This window comes from Kribbella turkmenica, from assembly GCF_004348725.1.
Classification (GTDB): domain Bacteria; phylum Actinomycetota; class Actinomycetes; order Propionibacteriales; family Kribbellaceae; genus Kribbella; species Kribbella turkmenica.
Genome location: NZ_SMKR01000022.1, coordinates 40,564 through 57,719, shown reverse-complemented (window position 1 = coordinate 57,719; position 17,156 = coordinate 40,564). Strand labels below are relative to the sequence as shown.

Here is a 17,156-nt window from a genome sequence, read left to right as displayed (position 1 = left end):
TGGCTGCCCTTGACGAAGTTCCTCGCATCGTTCCGTACCTGCACGATCAGGCGAACAAATACCGTCAGGCGGCCGGATGGGTTGGGAGTCTGAGCAGTAACCAGAATGCTCGCATGGCGGCAATGCAGCTGGACGCGGCTGCCAGACGATGCGAGGAAGCCGCTCACCACTTGCAACAGGCCCACGCTCGGGGACGGGCGTGGGTCGAACAGATGGTCAGCGGTGTCCGTACGGCTGAACCGGCCGGAGGTTCGATCGCTCCAAGGCCAGTTGGACCAGGTGGAAGCCCACCCCCCGCGGAACGCCGGCAGACCGAGGACACGGAGAATCCGGAAGCCGAGAAGTCTGACAAGCCCGCGGGGGCCGGCGATGACGACAGTCCAAAGGAGTCACCGCCGCCAGGACGACGGATCAGCGACGAAGAAGGGCATCGACTACAGCGCAAATTGCCGATTCGAGAGGAGGTCCCCGTTACCAGCCCCAAGACCCGGGGAAAGTGGATCGATGAGAACGGCAACGAAGAAGATCTCGCCAGCGGTGAGCATGACGAGTTCGAGGACGTTAGAGACTTCCTTCGCGGGAAGGGCCTCCTACCACCAAAGGGAAACGTCACCACGCCGTCGCATGTCGAAGTAAAATTCGCGATGCGTATGCGCCAACGTGGATTGATGCATGAAACTATCGTGGTAAATAAATTGCCCTGTACCGGCAAGTGGGGATGCGAGAGGTTCCTACGCTATATCCTTCCACCGGGAGCCACTCTGACGGTCTTCGGCCCAGATGGATTCAAACGCACCTATCCAGTACCTGACCTGAACAAGACGGAGCAACCATGAGCAACGTTGAGGCATATTTCAAGCACGGCCACGGTGACGACCCGCTCATCCTCACCAACGCCGATGATGCCGACGCGCTGATTGACGCGATGCTGACAGAGTCCTTCAACAACTCAGTTGCAGCGCTCTACGACCTCGACCGCCCATCCGTCGAGGGTGCTCCCGATATCCCCGACCACGAGCTCCGTGTTGCGGTCGATGCGAAGGAAAACGTTGGCGGCATCCGCTACTCCGGCGGCGACCACGATGACGTGACGTACGTGCCTGGAGCCACCAGCGACCGCGACGAGATGTTCTACGTCTACATGGACCACGGCGAAGGTTGGCCGAAGGACTCAGTCGTCAGTATCGAACAGGTACGCCAGGCCGTACGCGAGTTCGTCGAGGGTAACGGGGCGCGCCCAGCCGGGTTTGAGTGGCGCGAGTGGCCGGAAGAAGTTAGCTGACCTTCCCTGACGTCGTAGCCGTTCGGTCGTTCACCGAGTTATCCACAGGTGGCCAGAGGTACTTGTCGGCGACTACGAACATCCGCGACCCTTGAACAAGCGCGTCCGGCACGCCACCCACATCAATCTGCCGTCTGCGGCCATTTGAGAGCTAAGCGGGCTGACGGTGGAGGAAGAGGCACCGGACGCGCCGCCGTGCGCGCTTGCGCGAACAGTCACATGTAGAGCAACATCGGGCGATGCTCAGCAAAGTACTCCCTGGCACGGATCGAAAGCGCCTACTTGAGACGCTCAGCGCGACTCACGCCAACCTCCAGAACACTCGATCAGCTGGACACACAATCCGATCTCAGTACGACGCCTATATCGATTGGGCGAACCAGTCAACACGTCTGCTCCGCTCCATGATTAGTGCTGCGGATCTCGATCGCCTGATTCTGACCAGGCGCTACTGGGCACTGCAAACCATGTTGCCTATGGAAACCGGCGACCCAAAAGGCAGGTTGCTCACGACTGAGGTCGACGAACGCTTACTGATGTTCGAGGATGAAATTCGCGAGCTAACGACACTCATCAACCGATGGATGCGCCCGGGCCGCTTCGTGGTCGCCGATACGACCCTCTTCTGCGAGCACGAGCAGAAGCTCGAAGCATTGGACCTCTCGGCCCTGACGAAGTCCTGGGACGAGCCAGTCCACCTCGTACTCCCGATCGTGGTGATCGATGAGCTCGACAGTCTGAAGCGAAGCGGCAAGCCGCACAAGCGTTGGCGGGCCGGCTACACGTTGGCCGTCATAGACCGCGTTCTTGGTGGCGGTGGCTTGGAAGGCCGACTACACGAAGCGGACCGATCCCCGAGAGAAGACGGGGAGTCACCGCGGGGCGCGGTCACGATCGAACTCGTCCTGGATCCCCCAGGTCACAGTCGGCTGCCGATCAACGACGACGAGATCATTGATCGTGCCCAAGCCATCCAGACGCTCGCCGGACGGAACATCAAGTTCATAACCTTCGACACCAGCCAGTCGATGCGGGCGCGCACGGCCGGCCTGGATGTCGTCAAGCTCGACACTCCTCGCTCAACCGAGGAACCGCCACGAACCTAAGCGCCAGGCCTGACTGTCGTTACCCTATGTAACAATCGCCGACACGCTACTGCGGTTGGCGTACGTCGCATCGACAGAGAGTAGTGTGTCTTGGCGCTGGACCGTGCACCTGGGGGACGTTCAGCGCCCAGACCGTGAGGCAGACGAAGGTGTGCACCAGGTGAGTGATCCGTTCAGCGACCCAGACGAGCCGATGAGCGATGCCGACTACGCGCTCGGCCGCCTGACGACACGCACATACGTCTCGAAAAGCTTCCGCCTCAAGTTTCCAACCTCACGTGACTTCGGACATCTCGCCCGATACGTGAACAAAGTGTTCGACGAGGAGCCGCTCGATCTGGGCGACTTCGAGTGGGAGGTCATCACGTTGTCCGAGAGCGCCCGCACGCAGGTCCGTATCATGCTGGCCCGCGAGCAAGGAGTCGCACGCCAGCTGATGATCCAAAAGGTCAAGACCACCAACTCAGTATCGAAGTTGGAGACCCTGCTCTCGCTAAACCGGGACCAGACCGGCAAGTTCATCGACACCATCAAGATGCTGGATCACATCCCGATCGAGGGTGATGACCGGACTGTTGTAGACGATGACATCCTCCGCGCAGTCCTCGAAGATCCCCGCGGCCTGGAGGAGCTCTACCGCCAAGATCGTGGGCAGTTGACCGAGCTCATCCAGAACGATTCCTCGGCGCGCGACGTGATCGCCCTTGCTCACCGCAGGGAGGAGCTGGAGAACTTCCGCATGTTGCTCGACGAGGACGACCGGTTCGACGCCGAGGCCGAGCGCGTCGGCGGGCCGGAGAAGGTCTGGCAGCAGTTCCTCGAGCGCAATCCATGGGTGCTTGGCATCGGCCTTGCGGGTCAGCTGCTGACCTCGTGGGACGACAACCGCCTGGAGCAGGTCGTCGCGGGCTACTCCGTGGCCGGCCCCGGCAAGCGCGCGGACGGGTTGCTCAGGACGACTGGCGTCATCCGGTCCATGGTGTTTGCCGAGATCAAGCACCACCGGACAGCGCTTCTCGACACTAAGGATTACCGTCCGGGATGCTGGGCGCCGAGCAAGGAGTTGACCGGTGGGGTTACCCAGGTTCAGCAGACCGTCTACCGCGCCGTGCAGCAACTCTCAGACAAGTTCGCCGATAAGGATGCCGAGGGTGGCAACCTCGGCACCGACACGTACCTGATCCGCCCCCGCTCGTTCCTAATCGTGGGCCACCTCAGCCAGCTTCTCAGCAGCAGCGGCAACGTCATAGACGAGAGGCAGCGCTCGTTTGAGCTGTACCGCCGCAACCTCTACGAGCCGGAGATCCTCACCTTCGACGAACTGCTTGCCCGCGCCGAGTGGCTACTGTCCGAGGCTGAAGACCAGGCCCAGTAGCAGCGGCCAACCGAATCTGTGAAACGTTCTTCGACCGATCTCCGATAGCTCTCACAAGGGGGTGTCGAGTCGATGCGGTGTCGGTATCTCGGGCGATCCATAGAACTGTGCCAGGTGATCGACGGCGACCAGGAGGTCAGGATGCGGCTGCTGGCACTCGGACGCGTGCTGAGTACGTCGTACCGGGAGACCTGTGCTCCGATCGATCGGGATGCATGGTTGCTCGACCACGTTGCTGGTATCACGGGCGTCAACCGGTCGGGGCGAAGCTGTCAGCACCGGACCTAGTTGGCCGCTTCAAACGCCTCGCGGATCTCATTGGGCACCCGGCCGCGGTCGTTGACCTCGTAGCCGTTGGCTCGCGCCCACTCCTTGACAGTGCGGGCATCAGGGCCGACCTGGGTGCGCTTGCTCTTGGCACCTCGAGAAGTCGTTACACGCCGGCCAGCCTCGACGTACGGCGACAGGGCCTTGCGAAGTGCGCCAGCGTTCTTGTCGGTGAGGTCGATCTCGTAAGTCTTCCCGTCGAGGCTAAATGTTACTGTTTCGCCCCCTCGGATAGATATATCGGAACCGTCGAGATCATCCGTTAGAACCACCTGCATTCGCCTGGCCACAGCGTCCTCCGACCTCGATGATATCGCTCCGTGTTGTGACTAATCGCGCCAAAGGCCTACATAGCCTCGTAGACGATCTTAGCGACGACGCATACGTTGCGCACGAGGCTGGCACAGCCTATTGCACCTCGAGTATGCCTACCCGCCGCACCGAACAGCGCTTCTAGATGCAAGGACGCCGCATCGGCGATCTCGCTGTGGTCACCGAACTCCTGTGCAGTGTTACAGGCGACCAACATGTCGACCACCCCAACTACTGTCGTTGGGTCGACAACAGAGGCTAGTGCCGCCAGGGAGTTGGCTACACACCACTTGGCCGCATCCTTGGCGGCGTCGACGGATACATCGACCAATATCTTGCCCGACACCTCGGAGCCGTCCGATCTTCGAGGGGTGACAGACGACACGAATACCAGATTCCCCGCTTTGCGCGCGGCGAGAAACCTGTTGGGCGATGGAACATAATCAGGTATTGGATATCCGAGATCAGCGCTCAGCCGAGCCACAGGCCAATCGATGCCGCTCACGCCGGCATCTCCGAACTCACTACGTCAGCCTCCGCAATCACCTTTGATCCGGACGGCGCGCGCATGATTGCCAACACCTGACGCAGAGCACTTTCTATCGAACCCTGGATCCATGCATGAATTAACGACGCATGCTCACCCGCGAAGAATATGCGCGGCGAACGCAATGGATGGGCCGAGTTGAGATGCGCAAAATATCGGATGTGCTCACCCGGCGCAAAGTACGCAAACGCACCGGCCCCGGGGCTCACTTCGTAGTCCCACGAGAAGTGCACAACATCGTCCACGACAGGACCTATCCCGGGATGTAGGATCTCCAGAGATTTTAGAACCTCATCGGTCCTCTCACCTTCCGTCAAGGCAGCCATCCGCCGCGCATTTCTTTCCCAAGTATAGGATGCGGTGAGGACGCCCGCTGAGCGTGACTTCTCCATTGAAAGGGCCGTCCATCTGTTGGGTGCGTGAGCAAACGCATGCCTCACGTCCTCATCGCCCGTATAACTGACTGACCGCTCCAATCCGTAACTCCTCGAATTGTCTGATGGGTACCAACACTGCTGGAACGGCATGTCGGAAAAGGAACCTCCCCCATAGATCCCATCGTTAAACTCCCATGGTCTACTCGCGGTGTGCACCAGAGTCTTGGCGGCACTTGCATGAGAGAGGCCACGGAGCGCCTGCATTTTTCCCGGAGGAAGCTCGGGGGTAAAGGAGATGCGAGCACTCGGAGCGGCCGGAGCCGCGCACAACACGTAGTCGAACTTGCTTCTCACCGGGCCTTCCCTAGTCGAACCCGTTAGCACCACTCCATCTTCCTCAACGAGAGCACCTGTGATCACCGTATTGAGAAGTGGTCGACGGCGGAGTTGGTCGTTCAAGGCGCCGATCAGACGCTCCATGCCGCCAACGATTTCGACCTGGTCTACACGCAAGAGCCCAAAGAAGTCTAATAGACACTCCAAGAACGAAGAGTGTTCGTATTGGAGCATTCCGTTTGCGTGACCGACATACTGAAAGGTCTCCTCTGCGACACCCAAATTTTCCATGTACTGCCTCAGCGACATGCAGTCGTATTCAGCCAGCAGGTCGGATGATCGGCCGGAAAACCTCGTCCGCCTTTCGCGACGCAAAAGTTTGGACATGGCCGTCGTCATGTAGTGCTCAAAGAGGATGATCGGGTCCTTCCGATCCTTGAGTGGCAGATTGAAGCGCTGCGCAACCGCATCCCAATCGCCGATACGCGACTTCCTGCCGCGCAGAAGGTAATAGCCAGCGGGATTTCGGTTCACGAAGGTGCGGGTTGCCAGGCCGAACTTGTTGATGTAGTGCAACGTGCAGGCGTGGTTAGTCGGAATTCGCATCGCGCCGAGCTCGCCAATACATCCATCACTGAAGGCATGAGTCCGGATACGTCCGCCGACCCGACTCGATCGTTCATAGATGGTGACATGATGGCCGGCTTGCTCCAACTCATAAGCAGCAACAAGTCCTGCCACACCTGCTCCAATGATCCCGACTCGCTTACGCTCGCCTCGGACGTCCGCGCGGGCAAGTTCACTCCCGGGAAACCGCAGCAGGCTATCCATAGCAAGGCGGGAGCCGGAGGATACTTCCCAGCCGCCGCGAACTTCCTGCTGGGACATCATTTCGTCGACCGCAGATAGGGTTCGGTTTGTGATGCGAGAGCGAGTGTGGTCCGCGACATCTCTCGCCACAGCTCAGCGTCCATGCCATTTCCAGACACGCACGCCGGGACATCCTCTAGCCTTCCGATGTCGTCGAGTAGCTGTGGAACCTGTCGCTTCAACATCGCCGAGACAAGCTTCACCTCGTCCAATTTTCCGGCACATTCAAAGCTTCGCGACAAAAGGAGCATGTGCAATGCTTCATCGTCCAGGCCGTTTTCGTCGGTGAATCCAAGCTCGATCAATCGAGAGGTTGCGAGCCCGCACGCAACGCTGTCTTCCAAGGAACTGCTTCCGTAGAACCCTCCGCAAGCTAGCCAAATACGGCGCGGGGACTTCTGGAGCACAGCGTCGACCGTCGCGTCGATGTTCGCCATGCTCAGTGCATATACGTCCTGCAATCGAGCGACGAGCAGTTCTCGGAACGCGCGCGATCCGTTCGTAGAGAAGAATCGGAGCAGCTGTCCTTCAAAACTTTTAGGCACCACGGAGAGCGGTGAGTTGCCGATGATGCCTTCGACGGTATGGCCCTCGTGGTCCATCCCTTCGACGGGACGTCCATTGAGTTCGCCGCCGAAGACCCACGTACCGGGATCGTGGATATTCGGTGGGCGCTCGAAGGGAAAGACACCAAGCGTCGGCTTGACATCAACGTAGATTCCGCCGCATCCGGCCGCGGCCGCTGCGATCAGGGTCGTCGTGGCGCGAAGGATGTCGGCGAATATCGCACTTGTCACTGCGGCATCGTCGTCAGGGACGTGACTTCGCTTCTCGGTGAACCCCGCGGGAGTCTGAGACCCCAGGATTTTGTACTTCGACAGTGCTGATTGCCAGACAATCGATGACGTAGAATCTGACACCGGGACGGCAAGACTCATGGCCTTGTCTCCAATACTTACAACTGAAGCAGGGGATTTTGGGCATAGCGGGGCGAGGCAACGGCGGCCCGGCCAGTAGGCTCGCGGGCCAACCGTTGCCCACCTATGGGGCGGTCAGCAGATTGTTGAAGCGTGCGAACTAGCTAGCTTCGTCACACCCCAGTGCGGAGAGGGTGGCCTTCGCGATAGCCGCATCTTGCTCGACGGTGCCGCCGGCGATGCCGAGTCCGGCCACGAGCTCACCGTCGAACTTCAGAGGGAAGCCGCCTGGAACGTTCGTCAGCAGGTTGCCCGTGCCAAGCGGGAGGGTCACAGCAAGGTCTGCCGGCATCCACCCGGTGGGACGTCGGGTTGAAGCTGCGGTGTTCGCCTTTCGCCGCGACGTTTCGGCACTGTGCGGCGTTGCGCCGTCAGCCTTCGCGAATGCCACCAGGCTCATGCCTGGATCCACCACTGTCGCAGACACCGCGACACCCAGTTTCGCACCCTCAGAAATCGCCGTCTGAATCGCCAGGATGGCGGCGTCGGTCGTGATTACAGATTGCTTGCGTGTTTTGTCGTTCATATTCTATTCCTACCTATTCTTAGTATATCAAACCGAGACACAAAACGGCGGCGCTTTAGACTGTGAAATGCGCTAGCGGCCCGCAGTCAGTTTTTACGCGGCGGCGGTCTAGGCGGATACCTTCGGTTCGATGCGGGGCAGGTCTGCATGCCCTAAAGGTAGGCGGGCGACATGCCGCTTGCCGACTGGCAAGCGGCATGGGCGATGTCAGTGCAGTTGGGAGTAGCTCACCACATCCAGGCGAAGCCGTACGACCAACTTGGTGTCAGTTCGCCGAACGAGTGGTCGTAGAGACCATCGTCAGCGACTTCGAACTCAGATCCTGGGGAGGGGTGCTCGGCGTCGATGGTGTCTTCGACGGCGAACCGCCAGATCTTCTTCGGTAGTGCCGGTGCTCGGAACTGAGCTCTCAAGATCATCTGACATGCGCCGCCACGGCTGTTGTGGAATACCAGGATCGGACGGGCTGGCGAGTCGCTCGTGACCAGGATGCGGAACGTCAGATTGTGTGCCTTGTCGTCATCGGGAGATAGGGATGTCCCTAGATCGAAGTAGGCTTGTAGGGCTCCTGTGGGGCTTTCTCGTGCTTCTAGAAGGGCCCCGCCAGCGATGGCTTCCGCCCGGAGCACTCCTGGTTGGCGGTCTGAGCTGTACGTGTGTCCGGAGTAGTAGAGCCGTACGCCCGGAGACTTCGCTCGGATGGTGGCGACGCACCGGAACTCTTCGATGACCCCTCGTTCATCGAAGGAACAGTCCACTTCGTTCGCTTCAACAAAGTAGTGCTTCTGGACATCGTTGTGGTCAGTTACATCGCCCAGATGTTGGGGTGGGAAGACTGTGGCCGTAGCATCGCCGCCCTTCCGGCGCCCGCGAGCCAGTTCGTCGGTTATGGCACGCATCTGCCGATAGAGCGAGCGTAGAAGTACTCCGTCGCCACCTAGCTTGATGTACGTCTCGATCATCTCCTCCGAGGGTGCCGTGTGGCCGTTCTCGACGTTGGAGATGTGGCCTGAGCCGAAGTACTGGCCAGGGGAATGGTCTTTCGGAACCTGTCGCGTGCTTAGACCAAGTCCTTGTCGGGTCCGTCTGAGGGCGTCACCCAGACGAACATGGGCATCGCTGATCTGGCTTCGGCCGGCCTTGCGCGACTCGCCCATTGGCACGCCTCACTTCCTACTTGAGACACAGCAACCCGATGGTCTCGGTATGTCCCAGCTTAGAGGTGGATATGCCGCAGGCGGCGACGATCCGAGCGGGTCTACCTCAGCGAACGTCCAGAGGGAAGAATCTCGGGGAACTCTCTAGTACCGAAATGCCGATCGTGGTGCCGGACCAACTCAGTGAGGTGGATTCGTAGCGAAGGGGTGACATCCCTATCGCTCAGCTCCTGGAGCTGAGCACGGACCTGCAGATAGTGGCGTTCAGCGATGGCGGTGGTAATCGCTTCCGCTAGCTCGTCGTCGAGACGAGCGGAAATTTCGACAAGATTGGTCACGAGGGCACCGGATCCGGCTGCGCAGGCAAGCTGGACAGTGTTTACCAGTTCACGGTGCCACAAGATGCGGGTCATACCATAAAACTCTCCGGTTGCAAGTTGCCGAAGATACTCATTCAAGTAGTCGCCAGCTCGACGTGGTTGAGTATGAGCAAGCTTCCGCAGGTACTCGCATACAACGACGAACACCGGTCCAACGACGAAAATATCTTCGTTCTCTAGCTCATGCAGGCCCAGAGTCCGAACGATCGGCCAGTGCCTGGGTGCTGGCTCAGCACGCATACAGAGGATGCGTAGCAATGCCTCTACGCACACGACTGCCGTTGACAGCGGGACGTCATTGCGGCTTCTCTGCACTGGCGGGCTCGATTGGGGATGGACTTCAACGTACTGGGATAGATAAGCAAGCTGCTCGGCGACATCGCCTGCCGGCGTTTGCTGCCAGAGATGCTTGATTAGGGGATCACGAAGCTGCGGATCATCAAGGGACTCGAGGATGGGTCGTAGCTCATTCCACGGGAGTTGAATCGCGGACACCCCCATTAGCGTTGCCAGTAGATGGGCACCATCGCGCCTCGCCTGGTCGTCACCTGCCAGAAGATCCCTGACCTGAGCTACGAGTTGTGGAACGTGCCTGGCCAGGCGAGGAGCGCGTCGTTCCGCCGAAGTGATGATCTTGCCTAGGTTGGCGATCCGCGAGTTCTGAGCCGCGACCGCAACCACGACGTTGAAGACTGCCTCGCTCTTGGGCATGTGCATCGCTTGGGTGGAGAACAGGACGTCAAGCTGTTCAGGAGAGAGTGCTTTGGGGTTGCGCTCAAGCGCAGTCATAAAGCGTGTTGCGGCGACTGCGTCATGGTCGGCGGCCGCGGGAGCGATCCGAAGCAGCCGATCATCCGCCGTCCAGTCCTGAAACTCGAGCTGGCCCGGCATTGTTCGCGCGAGGATCCCGTCCGGAAGCTGGGCCTGAGCGAAGAGGTCTAGAAAGAGCTCTTGGCGTCGATCAATCCTCTTCTTCTGGGCGGCGTATCCAATGGTTGAGAGTGCAGACTTGGCAGCCACCTCGAACATCGCGGCGCTTCGCGATTCAGAATGCATGATGTCGCGCAACACAATCTGCACAGCGATGTCGCGTACCTTCGGGTTAGATGCGTCGAGCAGCGCATCCAGGCCCCCAGCAATACACTCGTCGTCCAGGGATCTGATCATGTATTGCCCAACGGCACACAGCGAAGACTCGACGTCAAAGGTAGGCGCGCTCGGGTCAGGATCGGTCGCCTGAGCTAGGAATGCACGCCAAGCCGCTGGGTCCGCCCAGGCGTCGCTTCGCCGCCACTCGGCAGCTGTCAACCTGCCGATACCGGCGGCGGCCGCATGGTTAATCCCGTCCTCTGTCGCGAGTGTCCTCGCAACTTCGTCAAGCAAGTGATGGTCGCCGATGTCGGGCCACTGGTCGATGAGGTAGTCAAGTTCAATAGGGACGCTACTCCCGGTCCACCCGAGCATGGCTACCAGTGTCCCGCGAACGAGCGAACGAGCCTGAGGGGCGACATTCTTCAGTACTCCGAGCAGGCTCCTGCGCGTACCTTCGTCGAGCGAGTCCCGGCTTGCAGCCAGCGGGTCGAGATAGTCCAGGGCGTCGGCTACATCAGTGGGCGCCCTGAGCGCTAGCCGAGCCAACGCGTTGAGGACCGCGGAGCGTACCCGGGGCTCAGTGGTTGCCTGCCAGATGAGCATCAGTTGGCTGATGGTCTGGCCCGGCGTCTTCGTTGCAATCGTGGGAAGTATTCGTGCGGCTCGCTCCAACGAGGACGCGCCGGCATTTCCCAGACTGGATGCCGTATCGCTCAGCAGTACCGGGTGGTGTGCCCATGCGACAACCCCGATTGCTCGCACAGCTTCGCTGTCGGCGCTGACTAGAGACTCAGCCGCTCGCTGCGCCGATTGGCGAAGGAGGGGATTTTTGCCGGCCAGCACGAGGGTCTGTTCAAGAACTGCTCCAACGAAGAGGTCCCCGCCATGACTGATAGTTCTAGCTGCAAGGGTGTCAATCCTGGATGGGTCCGAGGTCGCCAGGACCCCTTTAGCAGCTGCGAACTCGAACATCGTCTGATGGAAGTAGCCGACCAGTCCACCGTTGTGCACTAGAGCTCCACGCTCTAGCAAGACGCTGAAGCCTTCATGGATCAATTCAGGGGCGATCTCAGGCCCAGCCGCGTGGGTCACGTCTTGGAGCGTGTCGGCAGCAAGCTCAGGCAGGCCACATGCCAAAAGAGCGAGTCCAACGCATCCAGCCAACCTAGCCAGGTCTTCCGCGGGGTGTGCCCGCAGTACGACGGCTATTTCAGATCGGGCATCCCGCCTAATGCGGCGGTCCCAGTAGGCCTCAAACAGGCTCGTGACGTCCACGTCACCGAGTTCGGGCTCAGTTGGTGTGGACAGCTCAAACAGCATGCGCAGCAACAGCGGACTCCGGCAGACCTCAGTTACAGGAAGTCCCCGAGCTGTGGCACCGCGGATATGCCCGACGATGTCGCTTGACGTTTCCTGCGGGCAAAACCTACGAGCAAGCGCTTCAACAGCATGGTCAAGCTCGACATCATCGTACGGCTGTAGCTCGTGGCGTCGCAGGCGCTCGTGGCTAAGAAGAGCAGCTTCTTGGGGCCTCGTTGAATAGACTGCGCTAAATCCCCTGACGGTAAGAGAATCGATCAAACGAAGAAGAATCTGACGCGACCCCTCGTCGTGAAGCATGAGATCTACGGTGTCGAGCAAAAGCACAGGCCGATGCTCCGCCTGCCGAATCTCTTCGAATGCCTCGATTATTGCCTCGATTGGATCAGCTACGACAGCATTCATCAGCCAAGTTGCTGGGAGCAAGACAGCCACAACCAGCGAGCGATCCTCCAGTGATTTGTGCAGAGACCACAACAAGCTGCTCTTACCGCTACCAGCTTCGCCAATCACGGCACGTGGCCAGGGACGCGTCGCGTCCTCCATTTTCTCAAGAAGATCCGGTTCAACAGTCCGGGTCACATAAAGATGGGCGTCGATATGAACGTCTGCGACGTAGGCGGCCGATATCCCGATCAGCTCCTGCACCGCTGGAGACCATCCGGGGCGCCCCTCCCGGCGAGCCATCGCAGCCCGAAGATCCTCCGGCCGGCGTAGCGCTGCACGGATCGCCTTAGCCAGTTCGCTCGCGTACCCCTGCCGCTGGTTGCGTCCCGACCGTTCGTTGGGTGCCTTGGTCACCGGTCCTGAGTTGGCGACACGGTCATGCTGCCACTTGGCCCAGGAGAAGCGGCAGATCTGTGAGTCAAGGTCGACCACCTTGTCGGGATGCGCTTCGCGCACAGACTTGAACTGATCGTGACTCGGCCCGCCGTCGAGATAGAAGTAGCCGCAGGCTCCCGCTAGCTTCGCGGCGACGTCGAGACTTACCGCAGTTTGATGGCCGCGTGGCGTGACCGCGAGATCGATAGCTGCGCCAACAAGCCGCGCCAAGCCTGCATCGTCGATCTCGGGTAGGACGTGGGCTACCGCCAAGCCGTAGAGGACGGGTGAGCTTGCAATGGTGAGCTTGTCAGTGCCGCGCTCGAACTGGGCCCGTAACTCAGCGTCAAGCGCCGCGTCGTCCAGCTCCATGGATCGCATCCTACTGACTGCTGCCTTCGCAGGTTGTTGTGGAAAGGCCTACGCCGCCAACGGAGGTCAAGAGCGTTGAAGTACTTGCGTTTTCGTTGGAATCTGTCATAAGTAGGTGCGGAGATTGGCTTCTTGCAAAGGAGGCCGATCATGGCATCTGTCACCGCTGCGGTCGCTGAGATATGGACGTGTCGCACGGCGCTCGATCTTCTGGACCAGTCCGTCTCAAGCCAAGTAGCTAGACGCCATCCTCAACTCCTGGACGACGAAGATGTCCGGGGACTGTGGTGGCTTTCGCAGTACCTGCACGTGTGGCTACTCAAGGGCCCTGGCCTGGAGTACTGCTCGCACCCTGCGGTGGGGTTCTACCCCCACCCCTACGAGTTCTGCCTCGATGTGCTCACGCGCGCGATCCACTACAACGGCAGCCTCGAGTGCATCTCTCGGTTCCCGGCGCTGTGGCACGACTGTCGGTTACACGAACAAACCGCTCCAGCCTTCATGGCGAAGCCGGAGTTCCAGCCTCTCCTGCGAGCCGGCCAAGACGAACGTCGTCGGCTACACAGCGAGTACGTCGCGTCACAGCAGACTCGCGGCTGACGTTCCAACCCATACACCAGCCAATCTCCACCACCCGCCCAGCGAGTCTGGGCGGGTATTTCTTTTCCCTTAGCACACCGAAGTTTCAGCTTTCCAGTCAGCCTTCCAGTCATTCCATTAAACCTTCCAATTGGTCGCTCGCAGTGAATCCGGGCCGGCTTCTACGTTGTCGCTGTCCACAACGGACGAGCCCCGATTAGGGCGATCAAATGGAATCGAGGTGAACCAAAATGGAGTGGCACTGCCTCATGGGAGACAACAGCGGCAACCAGGACACCACCCCGACGCTGCTCGCCATCGTCATGGCGATGTTCTTCTTCCCGGGCATTCGCTGCTAAGCGGAAGACGGGCTTAACGGTTGGTCGCCACGAGCCCGCCTCCGCCTCTAGCAGGCAGCCTGCGACAGCAGGGCTACCCACTTTCAAGGGTACGCCCCCACCTAGGAGGTGAAAAGGCCGGGTGGGCCTGGTCGGGCAAATATTGCCGACCAGGCCCACTGCATTTCACCTCAGTTGCTTGATTTGCCGCGGTTTGTGTTTAGAGCTGAATCGCGCCATCCACAGCACTTCAAGACCATGCACCAGCAGAAGGGCGCATTATCGTGAAACTTCCTACAATCCTCTCGCGCATGTACATCCTCTTTATTCTTGTGTTCGTAGTCCTGCTCGTCGCCTGCGGCCCCAAGCCCGGCGTCGACCAGCTCAGCTTGGACAAAGCGACCCTCAAGGCCTGCCCGCAGGACGTCAAGTACGCCACCAAGGTCGACCTGGACGTCAGCGGCAGCGGCCGGACACCCGAGCTCGACCCTGCCCGTCTCGACATCATCAAGCAGCAGGCCCGGACCACCGCCATCTGTGGCGGCCACCTGCTCGTCACCGTCTTCTCCGCCACCAGCGCGGCCACCGTCGCCCTGTACGACGACGAGCTCACACTCCCCGGCGCGACCGACAACGCCCGGCTCCGCCGCGTGCAGAAGCTCGTCGACGACATTAGTAAGAAGGTCACCACCGCCTACCCGCCGGCCATCAAGAAGGTGTCGCCAGCCCAGAGCGACATCACGGCCCAGTTCCGGTTGGCCGCCGAGTACCAGACCCAGCTCGGCACGACGTACCGACTGCGACTGGTCATCCTGACTGACGGCTTTCAGACGGTTGGCCGTCGCGTCACCGCGCCGATTGAGATCACCAAGGCCCGCGCGGTCGGAATGACCGTCAACGTCCCCCGCCTGCCGGACGCCACCGTGACGGTGGCCGGGGTGGGCAAGGTCGCCGCCGGATCCGCGCCGTCCTCCGGGATGACCAACGCCCTGATCGGCTACTGGGACGGCGTCTGCCACCGCGCCAAGGCCGCACAGTGCACCGTCGTCACCGACTACGTGGCAGGGCGGTGAGCGCCTTGCGCCGCACCTCCATCAACCCGCTAGACGAGGCAACCGCCGAGGCCGATGCGGTGATCCTGCCGCATATCGACCGCGCCGGAGCTGTTCCACGTCCGGGCAACATCGGGAAGTTCACCTCTGAACGAGAGTACGACGCCAAGGCCCAAACGCAGATCGAGACGTTCGCGGCGGAGAGTGAGGCCGCAGCCCGCGAGTCGACGGTCACCGCGGCGGGCTTGGAGTCGGTCTCCACAGCCTCAACCAGCCTCATCACTGGAGCGGCATCGAGCGTCGAGACAGCGCGAAAGCGACTAGATCACGCCATCCAGGCCCTCGGCCACCTCGCTCGGCGCGACATGCCGGTGAAGGTCCGCTACTGGATCTGCCTCATCGTGCTCTGCCTCGGCGACACCGCCGGAATCCTCGGCGCGGCTATCACCTTGGGCGAGATCCCGATCGTGGCGCTCGGCCAAGCCGTGGCGACCGGCGTCGCGGCTGTTACCGCGGGCCAGGCCGGGGCCGACCTCAAGGACCTCCGGCTGGCGCGTGTCCGGCGACGCGACCTCGAGGAGCTGACCGAGGACGAGCAGCGTTACCGGCAGTTCTTCACCGGCACCGAGGCCGGCATTTCCACCCTGAAGCTGGTTGGAGCCTTGAGCGGGGCGGTCGTCGCGATCATCAGCGTCGGCATCTTCTGCTTGCGGTTGTCGGTCGAGGGCCTGACGTCGGGAATCGCGTTCGGCATGCTGGCCGCGGCGACGGCGCTCGGCTCGTTCCTGGCCAACTACAGCTACGCGGACGAGATCGCCGATTACCTGGCGCGCGCCGAGCGCACGTACGCCAAGGCGATCAAGACGCACCACAAGCTCGCCGCTGACCCGGCGATCCAGAATCGAGCCGAAGCCCTCGCCACGGCTGCCTCGATCAAGGCCGAGCACGCGCACCGCGGCCGGGCGGCCTGGTGGCAGCTCCAAGCGCTGTCACGGCGCATCCTGCGCCGCAACCCCGGAGTCGCCGGGCACGGCGCAGCCGATGAGCCGGCGGAGGTCATCGGGCGGCGGTTCCGCGGTGATGCCGCGTGATCCGCGTCGTTCAGCTTCGACCTGCTCACCTACTCGCAGCCGAGCTGCGCTGGACCTCGGGCACCAGCGCCACCAACCGCCCCAAGGTCTCCTATCAGCTAGGCAACCCCGGCCGCCCGTCGACGGACCCAACGATCACCATCGTCATCGCCGACGACTCCGGCTCGGTCATCGGCCCAGCCGGAGCCGACCCCGTCTCCAACCGGTACGAAGAGGCCTGGCGCGCGTTCCGGGCGATTGGAGGCGGCGGCGCCAAGCACGAGTTCGGCGCGGTGCTGCACTTCGATACCCCGACCAGCCGCGACGTACCACCCACACCCCTGACCCGGTCAGGGCTGCAACAGCTGCGCTCCGGGCTACGGTTCCCCCGCGACAGCGCCGGCACCAGCTGCCTCGGGCCTTCCCTCACCGCCGCTACCAACCTGGCGAACCAATACCCGAACCACACGGCCACCCTGATCGTCCTCAGCGACTTCGAGTTGTTCGACGACAACGCCGCCCAGGTGCTCGACGACCTGGCCGACTTCCCCGGCGACGTCCATGCGGTAACCCTCGGCGGCACGCGGATGGACGGCATTCTCCACCATCGAATCCACGTCACCCCGGTCACGGACAACGACCCGCCCGGAACCCTCGCACGGGCTGTTTTCGGCGGTCTGACGGCACGCCGTCCTGGCAGTTGGGTGGCCGAACGATGACCGGCGATCCCGCGCCCAGCCGCGACCCGTTCCGCTGGATCTGGCGTGCCAGCTTGTTCGTCTTCGGCTCAGTCGTCCTGCTCAACCTCGCCGTCGCCTACCTCCAGCCGATCTTGCCGTGGCTCGTCGGAGCAGCGGGAATCGCGCTCGTGCTGTGGGTCGTGGCGACGGTCATCCGGTGGCGGCGCAATCGTTGGTGAATAAACAACGAAACATTACA

General features: G+C 61.2%; 16 protein-coding genes. 9 read left to right on the top strand and 7 right to left on the bottom strand.

The window, feature by feature from the left end; all coding sequences use genetic code 11:
* The 4 genes from E1218_RS07610 to E1218_RS07595 all read left to right on the top strand — a co-directional run.
* A partial coding sequence (locus tag E1218_RS07610) for a DddA-like double-stranded DNA deaminase toxin (protein ID WP_233712078.1) occupies window positions 1-836 on the top strand: 836 nt, incomplete at its 5' end.
* Complete coding sequence (locus tag E1218_RS07605) at window positions 833-1,282, top strand: Imm1 family immunity protein (protein WP_132317688.1); 450 nt, start codon at window positions 833-835, stop codon at window positions 1,280-1,282. The genes E1218_RS07610 and E1218_RS07605, both read left to right, overlap by 4 nt.
* A 404-nt stretch (window positions 1,283-1,686) precedes the next feature.
* Window positions 1,687-2,388 (top strand): PIN domain-containing protein, encoded by a 702-nt coding sequence (locus E1218_RS07600; RefSeq protein ID WP_165949165.1) that lies wholly within the window; start codon window positions 1,687-1,689, stop codon window positions 2,386-2,388.
* Window positions 2,389-2,548: 160 nt separating this feature from the next.
* Window positions 2,549-3,763, top strand: a complete 1,215-nt coding sequence (locus E1218_RS07595) for a Shedu immune nuclease family protein (RefSeq protein WP_233712077.1) — start codon at window positions 2,549-2,551, stop codon at window positions 3,761-3,763.
* A 284-nt stretch (window positions 3,764-4,047) separates the two neighbouring features.
* On the opposite strand, the gene E1218_RS07590 is transcribed toward E1218_RS07595, so the two are convergent.
* The 7 genes from E1218_RS07590 to E1218_RS07560 all read right to left on the bottom strand — a co-directional run bounded on the left by E1218_RS07590 (window position 4,048) and on the right by E1218_RS07560 (window position 13,178).
* Window positions 4,048-4,380 (bottom strand): histone-like nucleoid-structuring protein Lsr2, encoded by a 333-nt coding sequence (locus E1218_RS07590; protein WP_165949164.1) that lies wholly within the window; start codon window positions 4,378-4,380, stop codon window positions 4,048-4,050.
* A 56-nt stretch (window positions 4,381-4,436) separates the two neighbouring features.
* Window positions 4,437-4,907: a RidA family protein gene (locus tag E1218_RS07585; protein ID WP_132317684.1), complete on the bottom strand. Its 471-nt coding sequence runs from the start codon at window positions 4,905-4,907 to the stop codon at window positions 4,437-4,439.
* Complete coding sequence (locus E1218_RS07580; RefSeq protein ID WP_267900276.1) at window positions 4,904-6,493, bottom strand: flavin monoamine oxidase family protein; 1,590 nt, start codon at window positions 6,491-6,493, stop codon at window positions 4,904-4,906. The genes E1218_RS07585 and E1218_RS07580 overlap by 4 nt, the downstream gene beginning before the upstream one ends.
* Window positions 6,494-6,549: 56 nt before the next feature.
* A complete protein-coding gene (locus E1218_RS07575; protein WP_132317680.1) occupies window positions 6,550-7,470 on the bottom strand; it encodes a 2-phosphosulfolactate phosphatase in 921 nt (306 codons plus the stop codon).
* 139 nt (window positions 7,471-7,609) lie between these two features.
* Window positions 7,610-8,035 carry a GlcG/HbpS family heme-binding protein gene (locus tag E1218_RS07570; protein ID WP_132317678.1) on the bottom strand — a complete coding sequence of 142 codons (426 nt, stop codon included), beginning with the start codon at window positions 8,033-8,035 and terminating at the stop codon, window positions 7,610-7,612.
* 227 nt (window positions 8,036-8,262) lie between these two features.
* Window positions 8,263-8,997: a hypothetical protein gene (locus E1218_RS07565; RefSeq protein ID WP_132317676.1), complete on the bottom strand. Its 735-nt coding sequence runs from the start codon at window positions 8,995-8,997 to the stop codon at window positions 8,263-8,265.
* Window positions 8,998-9,293: 296 nt separating this feature from the next.
* Window positions 9,294-13,178: an NACHT domain-containing protein gene (locus tag E1218_RS07560; RefSeq protein WP_132317674.1), complete on the bottom strand. Its 3,885-nt coding sequence runs from the start codon at window positions 13,176-13,178 to the stop codon at window positions 9,294-9,296.
* Between the two features lie 150 nt (window positions 13,179-13,328).
* Here E1218_RS07560 and E1218_RS07555 point away from each other — a divergent pair, with 150 nt between their 5' ends.
* From E1218_RS07555 to E1218_RS07535, 5 genes are all read left to right on the top strand, one after another.
* The gene (locus E1218_RS07555; protein WP_132317673.1) at window positions 13,329-13,778 is read left to right on the top strand and encodes a hypothetical protein; all 450 of its coding nucleotides are present in this window, start codon (window positions 13,329-13,331) and stop codon (window positions 13,776-13,778) included.
* A 628-nt stretch (window positions 13,779-14,406) separates the two neighbouring features.
* Complete coding sequence (locus E1218_RS07550; RefSeq protein ID WP_132317671.1) at window positions 14,407-15,168, top strand: hypothetical protein; 762 nt, start codon at window positions 14,407-14,409, stop codon at window positions 15,166-15,168.
* A complete protein-coding gene (locus tag E1218_RS07545) occupies window positions 15,165-16,238 on the top strand; it encodes a hypothetical protein (protein WP_132317669.1) in 1,074 nt (357 codons plus the stop codon). The genes E1218_RS07550 and E1218_RS07545 overlap by 4 nt, the downstream gene beginning before the upstream one ends.
* Window positions 16,235-16,936, top strand: a complete 702-nt coding sequence (locus tag E1218_RS07540) for a VWA domain-containing protein (RefSeq protein WP_132317667.1) — start codon at window positions 16,235-16,237, stop codon at window positions 16,934-16,936. The genes E1218_RS07545 and E1218_RS07540 overlap by 4 nt, the downstream gene beginning before the upstream one ends.
* Window positions 16,933-17,136, top strand: a complete 204-nt coding sequence (locus E1218_RS07535) for a hypothetical protein (RefSeq protein ID WP_132317665.1) — start codon at window positions 16,933-16,935, stop codon at window positions 17,134-17,136. Before E1218_RS07540 ends, E1218_RS07535 begins: the two co-directional genes overlap by 4 nt.
* Window positions 17,137-17,156: the final 20 nt, after the last annotated feature.

Bases quoted from the DNA above. Each gene is read 5' to 3' on its own strand.
- E1218_RS07605 (WP_132317688.1), top strand. From the start codon at position 833: ATGAGCAACGTTGAGGCATATTTCAAGCACGGCCACGGTGACGACCCG.
- E1218_RS07535 (WP_132317665.1), top strand. From the start codon at position 16,933: ATGACCGGCGATCCCGCGCCCAGCCGCGACCCGTTCCGCTGGATCTGG.
- E1218_RS07565 (WP_132317676.1), bottom strand. From the start codon at position 8,997: ATGATCGAGACGTACATCAAGCTAGGTGGCGACGGAGTACTTCTACGC.
- E1218_RS07570 (WP_132317678.1), bottom strand. From the start codon at position 8,035: ATGAACGACAAAACACGCAAGCAATCTGTAATCACGACCGACGCCGCC.
- E1218_RS07600 (WP_165949165.1), top strand. From the start codon at position 1,687: ATGATTAGTGCTGCGGATCTCGATCGCCTGATTCTGACCAGGCGCTAC.
- E1218_RS07550 (WP_132317671.1), top strand. From the start codon at position 14,407: ATGTACATCCTCTTTATTCTTGTGTTCGTAGTCCTGCTCGTCGCCTGC.
- E1218_RS07560 (WP_132317674.1), bottom strand. From the start codon at position 13,178: ATGGAGCTGGACGACGCGGCGCTTGACGCTGAGTTACGGGCCCAGTTC.
- E1218_RS07555 (WP_132317673.1), top strand. From the start codon at position 13,329: ATGGCATCTGTCACCGCTGCGGTCGCTGAGATATGGACGTGTCGCACG.
- E1218_RS07580 (WP_267900276.1), bottom strand. From the start codon at position 6,493: ATGGATAGCCTGCTGCGGTTTCCCGGGAGTGAACTTGCCCGCGCGGAC.
- E1218_RS07575 (WP_132317680.1), bottom strand. From the start codon at position 7,470: ATGAGTCTTGCCGTCCCGGTGTCAGATTCTACGTCATCGATTGTCTGG.